Origin of the sequence: Streptomyces anthophorae, assembly GCF_049310305.1 — a bacterium.
In the GTDB taxonomy this organism is placed as follows: Bacteria; Actinomycetota; Actinomycetes; order Streptomycetales; family Streptomycetaceae; genus Streptomyces.
In genome coordinates this window covers 6,934,292-6,952,244 of the sequence record NZ_JBLWQQ010000001.1, presented here as the reverse complement: position 1 = coordinate 6,952,244, position 17,953 = coordinate 6,934,292, and the positions used below count along the sequence as shown (strand labels likewise).

Sequence of the window (17,953 nt, the reverse complement as noted above, 5' to 3'; positions counted from 1 at the left end):
TTCCCACGAATGGGGGCGCCCGTGGTTGAGCGTGTGGTCGCCGGACGGTACCGGCTGCTCGACCCCCTCGGTGAGGGCGGCATGGGCACCGTGTGGCGGGCCCGCGACGAGGTGCTCGGGCGCGAGGTCGCCGTGAAGGAGGTGCGCGCGCCCGCCGGGCTCCCGGACGCCGAGGTGCAGCGCATGTACGCGCGCCTGGAGCGGGAGGCGTGGGCGTCGGCGCGGGTCACGCACCGCAACGTCGTGACGGTGTACGACGTGGCCACCGATGAGGAACGCCCGTGGATCGTCATGGAGTTGGTGCGCGGCGTCTCGCTCGCCGAGCAGCTGGACGCGGAGGGCCCGATGCCCCCGGCGCGCGCGGCGCACATCGGCGCCGAGGTGCTCGCCGCACTGCGCGCCGCGCACGGCGTGGGCGTGCTGCACCGCGACGTGAAGCCCGGCAACGTCCTCCTGTCGAACGACGGCAGGGTCGTGCTCACGGACTTCGGCATCGCCATGGTCGAGGGGACGCAGGCCCTCACCATGACGGGCGAGGTCATCGGCTCCCCCGAATTCCTGGCCCCTGAAAGGGCGTTGGGGCGCACGCCGGGACCCGAGTCGGACCTGTGGTCGCTCGGTGTGCTGCTGTACGCGTCCGTGGAGGGGCACTCGCCGTTCCGCCAGGACACCCCGCTCAGCACGCTGCGGGCCATCGTGGACGAGGAGTTGCCGCCGCCGCGCCGGGCGGGCCCGCTGGCCCCCGTGATCGAGGGTCTGCTGCGCAAGGATCCGGCCGAGCGGACCCCGGCGTCCGACGCCGAGCGGGACCTGCGCATCGTCGGCTCGGGCGGCACGCTGCGCGCGGGCCCGGTGCAGGCCTCGCCGCTCGCCTCGCAGCCGACGGTGACGTCGATGCGGCCCCCCGTCCGCACGCCTCTCCCGGCGCCCCTCCCGGCGGGCTCGGCGGGGGCGACCGGGACGGCCGCCACGACACCCGTCGCGGCCCAGTCCGACCCGCGGTACCCGCGCCGCGCCTCGATGGCGATGATCGCGGGCATCGTGGTCCTCCTCCTCGCCATCGCGGGACTGACGTACGCCCTGATGAACCGCGATTCGAACCCCAACGGGAACACGAACAACGGCGGCGGCAGCTCCGGCGGCGGGACCAGCGGGGGCACCACGGGCGGCGACAACGGCGGCAGTGGCGGCGGGAACGGGGACGGCACGGGCGGCGGAACGACCGGCGACAACAACGGCGGCGACGGCGGCTCGTCCAACGGAGGAAGCGGCGGCAACGGCGGTTCCGGCGGCGGCCCCACGACCACGCCGGCGCAGTCCGTCCGGGTCAGCGTCCATGCGGTGCGGGGCAGCTACTCGGGCCCGTGTCCGCCGCCCGCGGCGGCCGCCCCGGCGTTCAGCGCGACGATCACGCTGGGCCGCGTCCCGGCCTCCGTGCAGTACCGCTGGGTGGTGCGCGGCGGCGAGGCCTCCGACCCGGGCTGGAAGACGCTGAGCGTCCCCAAGGGAGCCGCGAACAGGGCCCGTACGGTCACCACCACGCAGACGCGCTACGAGGAGGGCGGGACGCTGCGCGACCAGATCGGCGTCGAGGTGCGCAGCCCCGTGGCGGCGACGTCCAACTACGTCTCGTACACGACCACATGCAAGGTGGTGACCCCGACGAGCGGGGCCACCACCGGTTCACCCACGTACTGAGGTTCGCGTTCCGGGGTCCGCGCTACGCGGCGGACGCGAACACGGGCAGGTAGCCGCTCGACTGTCCGGTGGCCGTGGGGTGGTACGACTCGCCGATGTTCGACCAGTTGACGCTGTGCAGCCACGCGTCGCCGGAGCAGATCTCGTGCCCGGTGAACGTGGTGGTCACGTCGCCGAAGGCGAAGCCCCGGGTCGCCGCGTTCTGCTTGATGGTGGAGTTGAGGAGGTCCGCGGCGCCGTTGATGGCCGAGCGCTCGTTCTCGGTCAGGCCCGCCACGCAGGTGCCGCTGAGCTTGTAGAAGCGGGGGTAGCCGAGGACCACCACACGGGCGGCGGGGGCCTTCGTGCTGATGGCCGAGTAGACGTCGGAGAGCTTGCTCGGGAGCGTCGAAGTGACGTACGCACGCGCCTGGTTGACGCGGTCGATGCAGGTGGACTCGGAGTACAGGACGCAGGTCGTCATGACGTCCGCGAAGCCCGCGTCATTGCCGCCGATGGAGATGGACACGAGCCCGGTGCCCGAGCCGAGCGGGCCGAGCTGATTGGCGATGACATCACCCGTACGAGCACCCGAGCACGCGGTGAAATTAAAGCTTGAGGGTGAGTGGGCCGCCGCCCACAAGGCGGGGTACGCCTTCGTGGAGCGCTTGCAGGCTCCGCTGCCGGAGTCGTAGCTGCCGGCGCCGACACCGGAGGAGTAGGAGTCGCCCAGGGCCACATAGCCCGTGGCGGCAGCGGAGTCGGAGGCTTGCGCGGCCGTTGCCCCGGTCAGGGCTGCCACCGCGGCGAGAGCGAAAGAGGAGACGTAGGCCGCAATCCGGAAAGATCTCATGGAACCTCCCTTTAGCAGGATCAGCAGGGTCTCTGCCGCCCACCGTTGTTGCAGGTTCATGTCAGAGGTATGACATACCCGCGCCGCGCTGGCGCTACGCCCGTAGAGCGCCCACCAACTGGGCCGCACCGGGCCCGAGTTGCCCGGTCGACACCTTGACGCCGGACCGCGGACTGCGCCACATTGAAGCCCGGCATCCGGCGCTTCGGGGGGCAAAGTCGCCAATGCAGACCATCGGCATCAAGCCGTCGTCATCGGACGGCCAATATCTGCTCGCGGGGGCGGGCGTCGTCGCGGCAGGCGCGGGGCTCGTCCTCGCGCTCTCGCACGCCGAGTCGCCGCTGCGCGGACCACTCGCACTCTTCTTCCTGCTCGCCGCGCCCGGCGCCGCGTTCGCGGCCGCCCTGCGCGGACTCGACCCGTGGGCCCGGGTGCTCACTTCGACGGCCGGCGCGATCGCGGTCGTCATGCTGGTCGCCCAGGGCATGCTCGCCGTGCACCGCTGGTCGGTGACCGGCGGAGTGCTCGCCGTGGCGATACTCAGCGCTTCCGCTTTTCTTGTGCAATGGATCATTCGGCGGCTGCGCGGGGGCGCGGTCGAGGAGATCCGTAAACGGATCGGGAAAATCCACTAATGGGGACGGAAGTTAAGAGAATGGCCAAAACAATAAAAACGTGAGGCCTCGTTCCAGGTCTTGCCATACAGTCTCAATCATCAATACCGTCGTACATCCACCCGCATCGGACCGGCACGAAATGCGATCTAGGGGAGGGACCGAGGTCGCGAAGGTCCGGAGCGGGGCGCGGCAGGGGGGTGCCGCGTTCCGGTGAGCCGCTCGCTTCGGCGTCCTGGGTCGCCGGGTCGCGTGCCGCGCGACCGGTCCGACAAACCGGTGTGTACAGCCAGCTCACCCGGCCTGCTCGGAGAGCTCTTCCGGCACGGCCGTCAGTGAGAACCCCCCTTTCGAACCGGACACGAAGCCGGACCGCCCGGGGGCGGGCGGTCCACCGGACGAGAGGGACCAGACTCATGAGCAGTTCCGTTGTGCCTCCGGTGATACCCGAGGGGACACCTCCGGAAGGCCGAATTCCCGCCCGTTACCGGGCCATCTCCACGCACCTGGCGATCGCGCCACGGGTCAGCGTGGTCATTCCGGCCATGAACGAGGCGGAGAATCTTCCGTACGTCTTCAAGACCCTTCCCGACTGGATCCACGAGGTCGTTCTGGTGGACGGCAATTCCACCGACGACACCGTGGAAGTAGCCAGGGAATTGTGGCCGGAAGTGGTGGTCGTACCGCAGCGCGGAAAGGGCAAGGGGGATGCCCTGATCACCGGCTTCACGGCCTGCACCGGAGACATCATCGTCATGGTCGACGCGGACGGCTCCGCCGACGGCCAGGAGATCGTCTCCTACGTCTCCGCCCTCGTCTCGGGCGCCGACTTCGCCAAGGGCTCGCGGTTCGCCAACGGCGGCGGCACGGACGACATGACGCCCATCCGCAAGCTCGGCAACTGGGCGCTGTGCTCGGTCGTCAACGCCAAGTTCGGGGCCCGCTACACCGACCTCTGCTACGGGTACAACGCGTTCTGGCGGCACTGCCTGGACGAGATCGAGCTCGACTGCACCGGGTTCGAGGTGGAGACCCTGATGAACATCCGGGTCGTCAAGGCCGGCCTGAAGGTCCAGGAGATACCGAGCCACGAGTACCTGCGCATCCACGGGACCAGCAACCTGCGCGCCGTCCGCGACGGCCTGCGCGTGCTCAAGGTCATCATGAAGGAGCGCTCCAACCGGCGCGCCCTGCGCAGCAGGCAGACCCACGCGAAGCTCAACCTCGTGCGGGAGGACGGGTCTTGACGCAGCGACAGACCACGCGGGTGACGGCATCCGTCGTCATCTGCGTGTACACCGAGGACCGCTGGGGCGACATCCTCGCCGCGGTCGCCTCCGTGCGCGCGCAGTCGTACGCCGCCCTGGAGACGCTCCTCGTCGTCGATCACAACCCGTCCCTGCTGGAGCGCCTCACCAAGGAGTTCGACGGCGCTGCGGACGTGGCGGTGCTGGCGAACGCCGGGCCGCGCGGGCTCTCCGCCGGGCGCAACACCGGGATCGCCGCGGCGCGCGGCGACATCGTCGCGTTCCTCGACGACGACGCCGTCGCCGAGCGGGACTGGCTGCACTGGTTCGCCGACGGGTACGACGACCCGCGGGTCCTCGCGGTCGGCGGGCGCACCGAGCCGATCTGGGCATCCGGGCGCAGGCCGCCGTGGTTCCCGGAGGAGTTCGACTGGGTGGTGGGCTGCTCGTACAAGGGCCAGCCGCCCGGCAAGATCCGGGTGCGCAACGTGCTCGGCGGCAACGCCTCCTTCCGGCGCGACGCCTTCGACATTGCGGGCGGCTTCGCGACCGGCATCGGCCGGGACGGCGACAAGCGCCCGCTGGGCTGCGAGGAGACGGAGCTGTGCATCCGGATCACGCGGGCGAGACCGGACGCGGTGCTCCTGATCGACGACCGGGCCGTCATCCACCACCGGGTGCCGGCAGGCCGCGAGCGCTTCGCCTACTTCCGCACCCGCACCTACGCCGAAGGCCTCTCCAAGGCACTGGTCGCCCGAAGTGTCGGTGCCGACAAGGGACTTGAGACCGAGCGGGCCTACTCGACGCGGGTGCTGCCCGCCGGAGCGGCGCGCGGCGTGCGGGACTTCGCGCTCGGCCGGGCGGGCGGCGCGGGCCGTGCCGGGGCGATCGTGGCCGGGGTGCTGACGGCCGCCGGGGGCTACGCACTCGGCAGCTGGCGGGCGCGCGGCGCGGGCGCGACGTTCACCGTGGCGCGGATCGACGCGCCCGCGAAGGACGTCGGGAGAACGGAGGCGGCGGCGTGAGCGCCCAGCAGCGGAGGTCCGACGGCGGGCCGGTGCCGATCCTCATGTACCACGCCGTGTCCCGCGAACCGAACCCCGAGACGCATCAACTGTCCGTCTCTCCGAGCCAGTTCGCCGAGCAGATGGAACTGCTCGCCGACCGCGGCTGCACCCCGCTGACCACCGCCGAGCTGGCCGGGATCTGGCGCGGCGGCCGGGCGCTCCCGGACCGGCCCGTCCTGATCACCTTCGACGACGGCTACGAGGGCGTCCACACGCACGCCCTGCCAAGCCTCGCCAAGCACGGCTTCGCGGCCACCCTGTTCGTCTCGACGGGGTGGCTGCGCGGCGCGTACGACACCGGGGGCGGGCTCGATGCGATGCTCGACTGGAACCAGGTGCGGGCCCTCGCAGGACAGGGCGTGGAGATCGGCGGGCACAGCCACACGCATCCGCAGCTCGACCAGCTCGACGACGCGGACCTGGAGTTCGAGCTGCTGCGCTGCCGGGAGATCGTCACCGGCGAGCTGGGCCGGGCGCCGGTCTCCTTCGCGTATCCGTACGGGCACTCCGACCGGCGGGTGCGGCAGGCGGTGCGCGCCGCCCACTTCGCCCAGTCGCTCGCCGTCGGCAACGCGCTCGCCGCGCGCCGCCAGGGCCCCTACGCCCTGCGGCGGGTCACCGTGCGCCGTTCGACCGGCGTCACCGAGTTCGAGCGGCTCGTCGACGGCCGCGCCATCGGCCGCACCTTCGCCGCGGACCGCGCCCTCACCAAGGGCTACGCCGTGGTCCGCAGAGCCCGGCGGGCCCGCCGGAAGGCGGCCGCCCTGCTCCCCGGCCCGATCCGTCAGAAGGGCCCGAGCACCCGTGTCTGACACGACGACCACCCGCGCCAAGGCCGACCGGGCCGCCACCACCGACGCCGAGTCGCCGGCCACCTCGGGACGGCGGCTCAGGCTGCCCGGCATACGGCGCGGCAAGAAGGGCACAGAAGACGGCATGGGCGGTTCGGGGGGCGGGAGCCAGCTGTTCCGGAACGCCTACGCGCTGATGCTGAACACCGGCATCTCCGGCGTGCTCGGCGTCGGCTTCTGGCTGGCCGCCGCGCACTACTACACGGCGGACGCGGTCGGGCAGGGCTCCGCGGCCATCGCGGCGATGAAGTTCCTCGCGGGACTCACCGCCGTGACGCTGACCGGCGCGCTCGCCCGCTTCATCCCGATCGCCGGGCGCGGCACGGGGCGGCTCATCTTCCGTACGTACGCGGGGAGTTCGGCGGCCGTCGCGTTCGCCGCGCTGGTCTTCCTGCTCACGCTCGACGCGTGGGGGCCCTCGTACCGGTTCCTGCACGGGACGCTCCACGGGCTCGGGTTCATCGCCGCCGTCATCGCCTGGTCGCTGCTCACCTTGCAGGACGGGGTGCTCACCGGGCTGCGCAGCGCGCTGTGGGTGCCGGTGGGCAACACCGTGTTCTCGCTGGTGAAGCTGGGCCTGCTCGTCGCGTTCGCGACGGCGCTCGCGACGACGGGCGTGTTCGTCTCGTGGGTCGTCGCGATCGCGTTCTCCGTGGTCCCGCTCGGCCTGCTCGTGTTCCGGCGGCTGGTGCCGCGGCACATCGAGGCCACGGACGGCAGGACCGAACCGCCCTCGCTGCGCGAGATGGGCCGGTTCCTGGCCGGCGACTACACCGGTTCGCTGTTCTCGCTCGCCGTCGTCTACCTGATACCGGTGATCATCGCCTCGCAGGTCAGCTCGGCGGACAACGCGTACTTCTACATCGCGACCACGATCGGCGGCACGGTCAACCTGCTGGCCATCAACATGGGTGCCTCGCTGACCGTGGAGGGCTCGCACGACCCGGCGCAGCTCGCCGCGAACACCCGGGCCGCGCTGCGCCGCATGGCCCGCATCATGCTCCCGATCTGCGCCCTGCTCTTCCTCCTCGCCCCGTACGTGCTGCGTGTGTTCGGGCAGGACTACTCGGACGCGGCGACCCCGCTGCTGCGCTGGTTCGCGGTCGGCGCGGCGCTGCGCGTGGTCATGGAGACGTACTTCGCGGTGCTGCGCGCGCAGAGCCGTACCGCCGGACTCGCGTGGCTCCAGGGCCTGTTGTGCCTGCTCGTGCTCGGCCTCACTGTGCTGCTCCTGCCCCGGATGGGACTCACAGGGGCCGGCGTCGCCGAGATCTCCTCGCTCACCGTGATCGTGGCGATCGCCGCGCCGAAGCTGTGGCGTGTGGTGCGCACCGCGCCCGCCGAGCCGACGCCCGTGGACGCGCCGCCCGACGGCGACCTCGCCGACCTGGGCACGCCGAAGGCGCACGCCGGCAAGGAGGACGGCCCCAAGTGGGCGCTGCGCGACGCGATGGACTCGGACACGCTGAAGCTCGCGGTGCAGCTGAACCTGGACCACCAGGAGCGCCGTCCCGACGTCCGACCGGGCCCCGTGACACCTCCGGCGGGCACCCATATGCCCAGGTGGGCGACCAAGTCGACGGCCCCTTCTTCCGCTTCCGCTTCCGCTTCCGCATCCGCATCCGCATCCGCATCCGCTTCTGCCTCCGCGCCCGCTTCTGCCTCGCAGGCGTCGAGCGGTGTCCATGGGGAGGAGGACTCGGCCCTTCGTCCCGACCCGTACCCGGAGGCCGTCGACCTGGCCTTCGAGCCCGACACCGACACCGGCCTCGACTCCGGTCTGGAGGCCGACCTCGATTCCGACGCCGGCACCGGCCCGGCCGCCGAGCCCGGCCCGGATACGGCCGCCCCGGCCCACCCCGCCGCGCCGCCGGAGCCGGGCCGCCGGGCCCGGCTCACCCCCACCGTCGTCGTCCTCGCGCTGCTGCTCGTAGCGGCCGTCGGGCTCTACTGGGGGCCCGTCCTCGGGATGGGCGAGCCGGATCTGGACCGGATGGGCGGGCTCGGACTGATCTCCGTCCTGTCCCCCGTGACACTGCTCGGCGCCGCCCTGCTCGTCGGCGTCTTCGCCTCGCTCCTGTGGCTCGAACGCCCGCACAAGCGGCTGCTGTTGCTCACCCTGCTCGCCACCGTCGTGTCGCTGCACGCGCTGCCCGCCGTCATCGAGGCGGAGCCGCGGTTCGCGACGGCCTGGCAGCACCTCGGCTTCATGGACTACATCGACCGCACCGGTTCCGCGGTCCCCGACCTGGACGCCCGCTGGAGCTGGCCCGGCTTCTTCGCCGCGGCCGCGTTCCTCGCGAAGTCCTGCGGCGTCAGCGATCTGACCGAGATCATCCGCTGGTGGCCCACGGCCATCCAACTCCTCTACCTGGCACCGATGTTCCTGCTGCTGCGCTCGGTACGGGCGAGCTGGCGGGCCAAGTGGTCCGGCGTCTGGATCTTCGTCCTGAGCGGCTGGGTGGGCCAGGACTACTTCTCGCCGCAGGGCTTCACGTACCTCCTCTATCTGGTCTTCGTGGCGATCCTGCTGGTCTACTTCCGGGCGCCCCGGATGCTGTGGGCGAAGCGGCGTCCCGGCGAGGCGGAGGTCGCGCCGACGGACAGGCGGCAGCGCGCGGTGCTGCTCGTCGTCCTGATCGCCCTGTTCGCGGCGACGGTCCCGGCGCATCAGCTGACCCCGTTCGTGATGCTGGGCGTCCTCGCGGTCCTCGTCCTGGTCGGCAGGTCGGAACTGCGCGGCCTGCCGCTCCTGTTCGGCGTCATCGTCGCCGTCTGGCTGGGCTTCCTGGCCGAGCCGTACTGGTCCGGTCACTTCAACGACCTGTTCGGCGGGATCGGCGGCGTCGGCGGCAATGTGACGTCCTCGGTCTCCGGCCGCATCCAGGAGGGCAGTTCGTCCCACAAGCTCGTCCTCTACACGCGCGTCCTGCTCGCCGGCGCCGTGCTCGCGTTCGCCTGCTACGGCTGGTGGCGGCGCCGCGACTGGAAGTACCGCGAGCGCTCACTGATCGTCCTTGCCTTCGTGCCGTTCCTGGGCTTCGGCATGCAGTCCTACGGCGGCGAGATGGCGCTCAGGGTCTTCATGTTCGCCCTGCCCGGCGTCGCACTCCTCGCCGGACTCGCGCTCTTCCCGCGCACCGGCGCCACGGCCAAGGAACGCGACAAGGACCGCATCAGCCTCGCCCCGCTGGCCGCGCTCATGGCGGGCCTGGTGCTCATGGGCGGGTTCCTGGTGGCCCGCTGGGGCAACGAACCCTTCGAGCGGATCCGGCCCGGCGAGGTCGCGGCGATGGACTACGTCTACGCGCACGACAAGCCGACCGTGCGGCTGCTGTGGCTGAGCAACGACACGGTCGACAACGTCACGCCCGCGATGCCGTGGGGCGCCCGCGACATGGAGCGGGTCAACTACGTCCCGACGCTCGCGCCCGTCGACCCGGTGCTCGTCGGCGGTCTGGTCAAGGCGCTCAAGGACGCGGGCCCCAACTCGTACCTGATGCTCAACAAGAGCCAGGTCGTGTATCTCCAGATGGACGTCGGCTACTCCAAGACCTGGCCCACGCGCCTCGTCGAGAACCTGGACCGGCGCCAGGAGCTGAAGAAGGTCTACGTCAACACGGACGTGACCATGTACCAGCTGCGCAAGGAGCCCACGGGCCCGGTCGCGAAGGCCGACCCGGGGCCGATCGGACCGCAGGTCACCTGGACGCCGTGGTCGCTGGTCGGCGCGCTCGCGGCGCTCGCCCTGATCGTGCTGCTGACGGCGCGCGAGGTGGTCCGGGTCGCGCTGCGGCCGAGCGTGCGCCAACTCCGCTGGTTGCAGAGCACGTTCTGGTTCTCGCTGCCTCTGCTCGCGGTGGTGCTCGCGTCGCTGATCCAGCGGTTCATCACGATGGGGCTCGGCTGACGCCAGTTCAAGCCCCTGCGGCGATTGAGCAGCGGGGTCCGGGGCAGCGCCCCGTGGCCGCAACGCCATCGACCGCAGGGGTCACTACCGCCGCAGCCACTTCACCTCGTAGCCCCGCATCTCGAACCGCTTGCCGTCGATCTTCGCGCTGATCGGCCGCTTCAGGATGTTCACGACGAGCACGGCCTTGTCGTCGGCGAGCACCCGCACGTTCGGCACGTCGTCGGGGGCCACCGACACCTTCTCGAACCTCGTGCCAGGACCGAACTCCTCGTTGAACCGCGACACCAGGCCGTACATCGGCAGCGCGCCCCCGCCGGAGGCCCGGTCGGTGGGCCGCCACAGGCAGCCGGCGCAGCTCGCGCCCTTCTCGTCCTCGGGGTTCCAGTAGAACCCGGACGTCGCCCCTCCCATGGCCATCGCGATCATCCCGGAGGCCTGCACGGCGACGCGGTGCGGCTCGCTCCAGCCCTGCCGCTCGTCCCTGCTGTCGGCGGGCTCCACGTAGTACTCGGCCCACCACAGCGGCAGGTCGTCGGTCTGCCGCTCGATCCACCTGCTGACGTCGGTGAACTTGTCGGTGGCGGCGAACTCGTCGGGCAGCAGCTCGTCGTCGTTCGTGTAGCTCGATCCGTCGACGACGACGAAGTCGGCGCCCGCCTTGTTCTTGTTCCAGTACTCGAAGGCGTCGACGATCCGCTGGTCCATCCGCCCCCAGGCACCCTTGACGGCATCGGACCCGCCGTCGGTCTGCTTCGGATGGAGGCTGTCCATGACGAGGTACGGGCCGCCGACCATGATGTCCTTGCGGACGTCCTTCAGCGCCTTGTAGACGAGGTTGTAGAGCTTCGTGTACCCCTCGTAGTCCCAGCGGCCCTTGTCGTCGCTCCAGAATCCCTTGAACTCGTTCCAGACGATGAAGTGCCGTACGTACGGGTACCGCTTGGCGACCGTCGCCGCGAGGTTCGCGTAGTCCTTGTAGTGCTCGGGCGACGGCGCGGTCTCCAGGCTGGCCTTGCTCCAGTCGGTGTTGCCGACGCCCGCCCTGCCGCCCTTCATCCAGTCGGGCGCGCAGCACAGCGTGACCACGGGCGTGCCGCCGGACTTGCGGACGAAGTCGATCCGCCGGTCCATCTCCTCGAACTGGTAACGCCCCTTCACCGGCTCCGGGTTGCTCGCACCCCAGCCCATGATGTGCTGGTTCTGCGGCATCGGCCGCTCCCCCAGCAGCTTCTCCGCGCGCTCGGTCGCGGCGGACGAGCCCTCGTCGGCGGAGAACTGTGTGTGCGTGAACCCCCAGCCGACCTGCGGCCCCAGTTCCTTCGGCGGCTCCCCGGGTGTGCCGTGCACCCTGTCACCGTCGGGGGTGGTGCCCGCGGTGCTCTGCTTGCTGTCCGGAAGCGTGCTGATCACGGTCAGCACCAGGGCCAGTACGGCCATACCCACACCGAGCAGGGCGATGAGCCGCCATCGCCGCGCCCCCGATTCCCACCCATGACGTCCCATCAAGGACAAGGGTAACGAGGGGAGTTGGCGGAAGGACCAGCTCCGTTGCCACGGACTCGTAACGAGGTTCGACGGCCGGGGTGCGCGTGTCGGCCGGTACGGGGCGGGGGCGCGCTGCGGAAATTGCGTGCGGGAGACCCGTTCGTGTCGGATCATGGCGGCATGTCTGCGAACCCCTTCGACGTGCTGCCGGTCCGGCTGGGCGTCGACGACAGCGACTCACCCTCCGACGTCGTCGACGCGCTGTTCCTCGGCCGCTTCGCCACGGGCGAGCAGCCCTTCTCGCACGCGATGAACATCGACCGGGTGCGCTCCGCGGCGACACTGCTGCCGCCGAACGCCCGGGTGCTGCGCTGCGCGCGCGACGACGACCGCAGCGCGACGCTCGCCGAGGGCGACGGGTGGACGCTGCTCGTCTCCCGGTGGAGCAGGGGCGCGGACGTCACCGTGACGGCGACGACGGCGGAGCTGGCGGAGAAGGTCCTGAAGCAGGCCACGGACGGCGCGGCCGACGAGCCCGAGCCGCAGCCGGAGAACGTGGCGATGGGCTTCTGGTACGTGTCCCCGCGCCGCGGCCCGCATCGCACGACCCGGCAGATCTCGGCCGGTACGTGGGAGGAGGTGCGGCCCAACTACACGGCGCCGGTCGCCGAGGCGATGGACGAGCTGATGAAGACGCGCCCCGAGGACATCGCGGGCCGACTGCTCCTGCTGCACGGGCCGCCTGGCACGGGCAAGACGTCGGCGCTGCGGACGCTGGCGCGGTCCTGGCGGGACTGGTGCCAGGTCGACTGCGTCCTGGACCCCGAGCGGCTCTTCTCGGACGTCGGCTACCTGATGGACATCGCGATCGGCGAGGACGACGGTTCGGCGAACGGGCGTTGGCGGCTGCTGCTCCTGGAGGACTGCGACGAGCTGATCCGCGGGGAGGCGAAGCACACGGCGGGGCAGGCGTTGTCGCGGTTGCTGAACCTGACGGACGGGCTGCTCGGGCAGGGCCGCAATGTCCTGGTCGGGGTCACCACGAACGAGGACCTGGAGCGGCTCCACCCGGCCGTCGTCCGGCCCGGCCGCTGCCTCGCCCGTATCGAGGTCTCCCCGCTGACGCGCCGCGAGGCCACGGAGTGGCTGGGGACGGAGGAGGGGGTGGGCCGCGAGGGCGCCACCCTGGCGGAGCTGTACGCGCTGCGGCGCGGGGTGTCTCCGACGGCGGTGCCGGATCCACGGGGCGGGTCGGAGGCGGGCCTGTACCTCTAGGCCCTCGTCCCCCTACGCCACGGGGCTCCGCCCCGGACCCCGCGCCTCAATCGCCGGCGGGGCTGGAAAAGATCGGGGCGCTGCCCCGTACCCCGCTGCTCAATCGCCGCAGGGGCTTGATTTTGGCCACCCGCGACGATTGGCCGCCACCGCCTTGGGCGGCAGGGTGGGCAAGGCGGCCCCGGCTACGCGTACGCCGCGCGCAGTGCGTCCCGGGCCGCGGACAGGGCCGCGTCCTCCGAGAGGCCCAGGCGGCGGACCCGTTCCGCGTACGTCTGCGCCGCCACCGATGCCTCCCGTTCCGCCGCGTCCCCGGCCGCCGCGACGAACGTTCCATTGCGCCCCCGCGTCTCGATCACCCCGTCCGTCTCCAGGGCCCGGTACGCCTTGGCCACCGTGTTCGCGGCGAGCCCGAGTTCCTCCGCGAGCCCGCGCACCGTGGGCAGCTTGTACCCGACGGGCAGCACCCCCGACCGGGCGAGCTCGGAGATCTGGGCCCGCACCTGCTCGTACGGCGCGCCACTGTCGTCAATACGGATCTTCAAGGTCACGCGGCCGATTCTCCCGCAGCACCGAAAAATAGGAGGCACCCGGTAGCGCGCGGCGCGTAGCGTGCGCCCCCATGACCGTCATCGTGCGTGCGCTGGACCTCGGCAGTTCGGCCGACACCGAGGCCTTCGCCCGTATCCGCCGCGCCTGCCTGCCCGCCATGCTCGCGACCCCGGCCTCCGTCGCGTACGAAGCCGCGCACGCCCACCCGGCCGCCCGCTACCGCCAGCTGATCGCCCAGACCGGCGACGGCGAGGTGATCGGCACCGCCCAGGTGGGCCTCGCGTACGACAGCCCGCAGCCTGGCCAGGGCTACGCGAACGTGTACGTCCACCCGGAACGCACCGGCCGCGGCGCCGGCAGCCTCCTCCTGCGCACGGCGGAGGAACACCTCGCCCAGCACGGCGCGACGGAGGCGCACTGCTGGGCCCTGGACGCCCCGCGCAACCTGGCCTGGGCCGCCGCCCGCGGCTACCGCGCGAGCCGCAGCGCCCACTTCCTCCGCCTCGACCTCACCGGCGGTGCCCTCCCGCCCCGCCAAGCGCTGCCGCCGAACGTGGAGTTGCGCACCGCCTCCGCCTACGCGGCGGACCCCCGCCCCCTCTTCGACCTGGACTCCGAGGCCACCTCCGACGAACCGGGCGACATCCAGTCGGAACTCACCGACTACGAGCAGTGGTTGAGCGACACCTGGCGACAGCCGCTGCTGAACCACGAGCTGACCACGGTGGCGCTCGTGGACGGCACCCCCGCGGCGTTCACCGCGGCCCTCACCGACGGCGAAGGCCGCTACGTGTCGGGGATGACCGGCACCGCCCGCGCCTTCCGCGGCCGGGGCCTCGCCAAGCTCGCCAAGAACGACTCCCTGCACCGGGCCCGCGCCGCCGGCATCACGGTGGCGTACACGGGCAACGACACCGAAAACGAGCCGATGCTCGCGATCAACAAGTGGTTCGGCTACGTACTCGACGCGACGGAGATCCGCCATGTCCGCACCCTCGCCCCCGCCCACTGACGGCGCCCTCCGGGTCCACCTGGTCAAGGCGGGCCGTACGAAGATCAGTTACCCGGTGGAGCTCCTCCACGACGACGGCACGCGCATCACGGTCCGCGCCCCGTGGGCGGGCGACGGCGTACGCGACTTCGGCTTCGTCCAGTTCGCCCCCGGTGATGTCTTCACCGAGCACTACTGGCGCGACCGCTGGTACTCCGTGAAGGAGGTCCGCGCGGCGGACGGCTCGCTCAAGGGCTGGTACTGCGACATCGCCCGCCCCGCCGTGCGCACCGCCGATGGCGACATCCGCTGCGAAGACCTCGACCTCGACCTGTGGGTGTCGGCGGACGGAGAGCAGGTGATCCGCCTGGACGAGGACGAGTTCGCCGAGAGCGGCCTCACCGAGCGCGACCCGGAGGCCGCGCGGAACGCGGTCCAGGCCCTCGACGACCTCGAACTCCTCGCCAAGCAGGACGAGTTCACCGCCCTGCTCGCCCACTAACCACTAACCGCCGACCCCTGACCCCTGACCGCTGACCGCTGACCGCTGACCGCTGACCGCTCACGTAACAGCGACCACCGCGTACCGCTCGTCCGCGACCTCCCGCCCCCACAGCCGCGCGTCCCCGGACAGGGGCTCGCGGCGGACGTCCGCGACGAGCGGCGCGAGCGCTTCCGCGAGCCGCGCCGCCGGTATCCCGGCCGGGCTCACCTCACCCCACACCCCCTCCACCAGGACGAGCCGCCCACCGGGCCGCGCCAGCGACACCCAGCGCCGCAGCACGGCCCCCATGTCGGGCAGCGCCCACAGCACGTGCCGGGCCAGCACCACGTCGTACGCCCCCTGCTCCACCGGCGGCCGCGCCGCGTCGCCGAGCAGGAACTCCGCGTCACGCCCCGCGAGCTTGCGGCGGGCGTGTTCGAGCATGGCCGGTGCGCTGTCCACCCCGGTCACCCGATGCCCCCGCTCGGCCGCGAGGAGTGACAGACTGCCCGTCCCGCACCCGAGGTCGACCACGTCACAGGCGTCTTCCGGCAGCCACTCCGCGAGCCGTCCGGCCCAGGCCGCACGGACTTCCGGGTCCCGCAGCCCGTGATCCGGCTCCTCGTCGAAGCCGTCGGCGGCCGCGTCCCAGTCGATCGGCCCCTCGATCGGCCCCTCGGCCGTTCCCCCACATGTCGTCATGCCCCCATCGTGACAACCGCCACTGACAATTGCGCTTCGAAGGGGGACCCTCCGGGAACAGGTCTACAACGGCACCACGTTGGAAACCGTGTAGGTACAGGAGGCACCATGCGCCGAGTGACCATGCACAAGCCGACCGGATCGAGCAGCATCAGCCGTCGGCTGCGCGAGGACGCGGCCGAGGCCAAGCGCGAGCGTCCGGAAGTGCGCAAGGACGTCCGCAAGACCTGGTGGCCCGACGAGTGAGCGGGGCCGGTCAGATGCCGCCCAGACCCAGCCGCTTGCGGTAATGGACCCGGTCGTAGGGGCCGTCCGTACGGCGCTCCACGACCTCGTATCCGTAGCGCGGATACAGCTCCTGGTTCTCCCACATGAGGGCGTTCGTGTAGAGCCGCACCTCCGGGAGGCCCAGTACGCGCGCGTGCTCGTCCACGAAGGCGAGCAGGCGGCGGCCCACCCCCTGCCCGTGGGCGTCGGGATGGACCGCGATGCTGTCGAGGAAGAGGTGGTCGGGGCGGGCCTCGACCACGACCAGGCCGGTGACGTCGGGATCGCCCGTGACGTGCACCAGGCCCGCCGCCACGTTCGCCGCGTGGTCCGCCTCCATGGGTGCCGGTACGACGCCGATACGGGCGATGTAGTGGTGGTACGCCGCGTCCGTGACCGCCTTGACGGCGGGCACGTCCGCGGCCGTCGCCCGGCGGATCGCGGGTTCTGCGCTGTCGTTGGTCATGCCGTCCTGTCTACGTCACTTCCCCTTCCGCGCACCACCAGCTTCTTGAGCAGCGGCCACGCCACGATGAGCAGGACGACCGCGTAGACCGTCACGGAGAACGGCGTGTTGACCAGGCCGCTGACGCTGCCGTCGCTGATCTGGAGGGCGCGGCGCAGCTGTTGCTCGGCGTTCGGGCCGAGGATGACGCCGATGACGGCGGGCAGCACGGGCAGTCCGTATCGGCGCATGCCGAAACCGATGAGGCCGATGATCAGCAGGATGACGAGGTCGATGGCCTCGCCGCCGACGGCGTACGCGCCGACCGCCGCGAAGAAGAGGATGCCGGCGTAGAGGTACGGGCGGGGGATGCGCAGCAGCTTCGCCCAGACCGGGGCCAGGGGGAGGTTCAGGGCGAGGAGCAGGACCATGCCGACGAAGAGGGACGCGATGAGGCCCCAGACCAGTTCGGGTTCGCGTTCGAAGAGGAGCGGCCCGGGCTGGATTCCGTACTGCTGGAAGGCCGCGAGCATGACCGCGGCGACGGCGGTCGTCGGGAGACCGAGGGTGAGCATCGAGACGAGCGTGCCCGCGGCGGAGGCCGAGGCCGCCGATTCGGGGCCCGCCACGCCTTCGATGGCGCCCTTGCCCCACTCGTCCTTGTGCTTGGACAGGCGCTTCTCGGTGACGTAGGAGAGGAACGTGGGGATCTCGGCGCCGCCCGCGGGGATCGCGCCGAACGGGAAGCCGATGAGCGGTCCGCGCAGCCAGGACTTCCAGGTGCGCTTCACGTCGGAGCCGCCGAGCCAGGGGCGGCCGACGGGGATCGCCTCGCCGCTGGTGCGGCGCAGGTGGGCGGCGACCCACAGGGCCTCGCCGATGGCGAAGAGGCCGACCGCGACGATGACGACGTCGATGCCGTCGGCGAGTTGCAGGGACCCGAAGGTGAGGCGCTGCTGGCCGGTCATCTGGTCGAGGCCGACCAGGCCGATGGTGAGGCCGATGAGGAGCGAGGCGAGTCCGCGTACGCGGGAGGAGCCGAGGACCGAGGTCACCGCGATGAACGCGAGGACCATGATGGCGAAGTAGTCGGGCGCGCCGATGTCGACGGCGAGCGAGGCGACCTTGGGGGCGAGGGCGACCAGCAGGATCGTGCCGATCATGCCGCCGGCGAAGTGTCCGACGGCGGCGGCCGCGAGGGCCTGTGCGCCGCGTCCGGCCTTCGCCATGGGGTTGCCCTCCATGGCGGCGACCACGGCGGCGCTCTCGCCCGGGGTGTTGAGCAGGATCGAGGTCGTCGAGCCGCCGAACATGGCGCCGTAGTAGATGCCCGCGAACATGATGAACGCGCCGGTGGGTTCGAGTCCGTACGTGACCGGGAGGAGCAGGGCGACGGCCATGGCGGGGCCGATGCCGGGCAGGACGCCGATGGCGGTGCCGAGCAGGACGCCTATCGCCGCCCAGAGCAGGTTGATGGGCGTGAGGGCCGTGCCGAAGCCGTCGAGGAGGGAGTTGAGGGCGTTCATGGGG

General features: G+C 71.5%; 16 protein-coding genes. 10 read left to right on the top strand and 6 right to left on the bottom strand.

All coding sequences use genetic code 11. From position 1 onward, the window contains the following. Positions 1 to 9 precede the first annotated feature (9 nt). Positions 10 to 1,698 carry a serine/threonine-protein kinase gene (locus tag ACNYS0_RS31555; protein WP_422478394.1) on the top strand — a complete coding sequence of 563 codons (1,689 nt, stop codon included), beginning with the start codon at positions 10 to 12 and terminating at the stop codon, positions 1,696 to 1,698. Positions 1,699 to 1,720: 22 nt separating this feature from the next. Here ACNYS0_RS31555 and ACNYS0_RS31550 read toward each other — a convergent pair whose 3' ends face one another. Further along, a complete protein-coding gene (locus ACNYS0_RS31550) occupies positions 1,721 to 2,530 on the bottom strand; it encodes an SGNH/GDSL hydrolase family protein (protein ID WP_422478392.1) in 810 nt (269 codons plus the stop codon). Between the two features lie 224 nt (positions 2,531 to 2,754). Here ACNYS0_RS31550 and ACNYS0_RS31545 point away from each other — a divergent pair, with 224 nt between their 5' ends. The 5 genes from ACNYS0_RS31545 to ACNYS0_RS31525 all read left to right on the top strand — a co-directional run bounded on the left by ACNYS0_RS31545 (position 2,755) and on the right by ACNYS0_RS31525 (position 10,219). After that, positions 2,755 to 3,165 carry a hypothetical protein gene (locus ACNYS0_RS31545; protein WP_422478390.1) on the top strand — a complete coding sequence of 137 codons (411 nt, stop codon included), beginning with the start codon at positions 2,755 to 2,757 and terminating at the stop codon, positions 3,163 to 3,165. A gap of 395 nt (positions 3,166 to 3,560) precedes the next feature. After that, entirely contained in the window at positions 3,561 to 4,391 is an 831-nt protein-coding gene (locus tag ACNYS0_RS31540; RefSeq protein ID WP_422478388.1) for a glycosyltransferase family 2 protein, read from the top strand. Next, complete coding sequence (locus ACNYS0_RS31535) at positions 4,388 to 5,416, top strand: glycosyltransferase family 2 protein (protein ID WP_422478386.1); 1,029 nt, start codon at positions 4,388 to 4,390, stop codon at positions 5,414 to 5,416. Before ACNYS0_RS31540 ends, ACNYS0_RS31535 begins: the two co-directional genes overlap by 4 nt. 44 nt (positions 5,417 to 5,460) lie before the next feature. Beyond that, positions 5,461 to 6,270, top strand: coding sequence for a polysaccharide deacetylase family protein (locus ACNYS0_RS31530; RefSeq protein ID WP_422482829.1), 810 nt, complete (start codon positions 5,461 to 5,463; stop codon positions 6,268 to 6,270). Continuing rightward, positions 6,263 to 10,219 carry a lipopolysaccharide biosynthesis protein gene (locus tag ACNYS0_RS31525; RefSeq protein WP_422478384.1) on the top strand — a complete coding sequence of 1,319 codons (3,957 nt, stop codon included), beginning with the start codon at positions 6,263 to 6,265 and terminating at the stop codon, positions 10,217 to 10,219. The genes ACNYS0_RS31530 and ACNYS0_RS31525 overlap by 8 nt, the downstream gene beginning before the upstream one ends. A gap of 84 nt (positions 10,220 to 10,303) precedes the next feature. Here the strand turns inward: ACNYS0_RS31525 and ACNYS0_RS31520 are convergent, their stop codons facing one another. After that, positions 10,304 to 11,725 carry a GH39 family glycosyl hydrolase gene (locus tag ACNYS0_RS31520; protein ID WP_422478382.1) on the bottom strand — a complete coding sequence of 474 codons (1,422 nt, stop codon included), beginning with the start codon at positions 11,723 to 11,725 and terminating at the stop codon, positions 10,304 to 10,306. A gap of 162 nt (positions 11,726 to 11,887) precedes the next feature. Between ACNYS0_RS31520 and ACNYS0_RS31515 the strand changes: the two genes are divergently transcribed. Next, a complete protein-coding gene (locus ACNYS0_RS31515) occupies positions 11,888 to 12,982 on the top strand; it encodes a DUF5925 domain-containing protein (RefSeq protein ID WP_422478380.1) in 1,095 nt (364 codons plus the stop codon). A gap of 185 nt (positions 12,983 to 13,167) precedes the next feature. Here ACNYS0_RS31515 and ACNYS0_RS31510 read toward each other — a convergent pair whose 3' ends face one another. Next, positions 13,168 to 13,533, bottom strand: coding sequence for a GntR family transcriptional regulator (locus tag ACNYS0_RS31510; protein ID WP_422478378.1), 366 nt, complete (start codon positions 13,531 to 13,533; stop codon positions 13,168 to 13,170). Between the two features lie 71 nt (positions 13,534 to 13,604). Between ACNYS0_RS31510 and ACNYS0_RS31505 the strand changes: the two genes are divergently transcribed. Together ACNYS0_RS31505 and ACNYS0_RS31500 are read left to right on the top strand one after the other, a co-directional pair. Then, on the top strand, positions 13,605 to 14,546 hold the full coding sequence (locus ACNYS0_RS31505; protein ID WP_422478376.1) for a GNAT family N-acetyltransferase: 942 nt from the start codon (positions 13,605 to 13,607) through the stop codon (positions 14,544 to 14,546). Then, complete coding sequence (locus ACNYS0_RS31500) at positions 14,518 to 15,027, top strand: ribonuclease FAU-1 family protein (protein ID WP_422478374.1); 510 nt, start codon at positions 14,518 to 14,520, stop codon at positions 15,025 to 15,027. Before ACNYS0_RS31505 ends, ACNYS0_RS31500 begins: the two co-directional genes overlap by 29 nt. 60 nt (positions 15,028 to 15,087) lie before the next feature. On the opposite strand, the gene ACNYS0_RS31495 is transcribed toward ACNYS0_RS31500, so the two are convergent. Further along, on the bottom strand, positions 15,088 to 15,711 hold the full coding sequence (locus ACNYS0_RS31495) for a class I SAM-dependent methyltransferase (protein ID WP_422478372.1): 624 nt from the start codon (positions 15,709 to 15,711) through the stop codon (positions 15,088 to 15,090). A 108-nt stretch (positions 15,712 to 15,819) separates the two neighbouring features. On the opposite strand from ACNYS0_RS31495, the gene ACNYS0_RS31490 reads away from it, so the two are divergent. After that, positions 15,820 to 15,957 carry a hypothetical protein gene (locus tag ACNYS0_RS31490; RefSeq protein WP_422478370.1) on the top strand — a complete coding sequence of 46 codons (138 nt, stop codon included), beginning with the start codon at positions 15,820 to 15,822 and terminating at the stop codon, positions 15,955 to 15,957. 10 nt (positions 15,958 to 15,967) lie between these two features. Here ACNYS0_RS31490 and ACNYS0_RS31485 read toward each other — a convergent pair whose 3' ends face one another. Both ACNYS0_RS31485 and ACNYS0_RS31480 read right to left on the bottom strand, forming a co-directional pair. Continuing rightward, complete coding sequence (locus tag ACNYS0_RS31485) at positions 15,968 to 16,444, bottom strand: GNAT family N-acetyltransferase (protein WP_422478368.1); 477 nt, start codon at positions 16,442 to 16,444, stop codon at positions 15,968 to 15,970. Beyond that, positions 16,441 to 17,949 (bottom strand): tripartite tricarboxylate transporter permease, encoded by a 1,509-nt coding sequence (locus tag ACNYS0_RS31480; RefSeq protein ID WP_422478366.1) that lies wholly within the window; start codon positions 17,947 to 17,949, stop codon positions 16,441 to 16,443. Before ACNYS0_RS31480 ends, ACNYS0_RS31485 begins: the two co-directional genes overlap by 4 nt. Positions 17,950 to 17,953: the final 4 nt, after the last annotated feature.

Bases quoted from the DNA above. Each gene is read 5' to 3' on its own strand.
- ACNYS0_RS31555 (WP_422478394.1), top strand. From the start codon at position 10: ATGGGGGCGCCCGTGGTTGAGCGTGTGGTCGCCGGACGGTACCGGCTG.
- ACNYS0_RS31550 (WP_422478392.1), bottom strand. From the start codon at position 2,530: ATGAGATCTTTCCGGATTGCGGCCTACGTCTCCTCTTTCGCTCTCGCC.
- ACNYS0_RS31545 (WP_422478390.1), top strand. From the start codon at position 2,755: ATGCAGACCATCGGCATCAAGCCGTCGTCATCGGACGGCCAATATCTG.
- ACNYS0_RS31540 (WP_422478388.1), top strand. From the start codon at position 3,561: ATGAGCAGTTCCGTTGTGCCTCCGGTGATACCCGAGGGGACACCTCCG.
- ACNYS0_RS31530 (WP_422482829.1), top strand. From the start codon at position 5,461: ATGTACCACGCCGTGTCCCGCGAACCGAACCCCGAGACGCATCAACTG.
- ACNYS0_RS31520 (WP_422478382.1), bottom strand. From the start codon at position 11,725: ATGGGACGTCATGGGTGGGAATCGGGGGCGCGGCGATGGCGGCTCATC.
- ACNYS0_RS31515 (WP_422478380.1), top strand. From the start codon at position 11,888: ATGTCTGCGAACCCCTTCGACGTGCTGCCGGTCCGGCTGGGCGTCGAC.
- ACNYS0_RS31505 (WP_422478376.1), top strand. From the start codon at position 13,605: ATGACCGTCATCGTGCGTGCGCTGGACCTCGGCAGTTCGGCCGACACC.
- ACNYS0_RS31500 (WP_422478374.1), top strand. From the start codon at position 14,518: ATGTCCGCACCCTCGCCCCCGCCCACTGACGGCGCCCTCCGGGTCCAC.
- ACNYS0_RS31495 (WP_422478372.1), bottom strand. From the start codon at position 15,711: ATGACGACATGTGGGGGAACGGCCGAGGGGCCGATCGAGGGGCCGATC.
- ACNYS0_RS31490 (WP_422478370.1), top strand. From the start codon at position 15,820: ATGCGCCGAGTGACCATGCACAAGCCGACCGGATCGAGCAGCATCAGC.
- ACNYS0_RS31485 (WP_422478368.1), bottom strand. From the start codon at position 16,444: ATGACCAACGACAGCGCAGAACCCGCGATCCGCCGGGCGACGGCCGCG.
- ACNYS0_RS31480 (WP_422478366.1), bottom strand. From the start codon at position 17,949: ATGAACGCCCTCAACTCCCTCCTCGACGGCTTCGGCACGGCCCTCACG.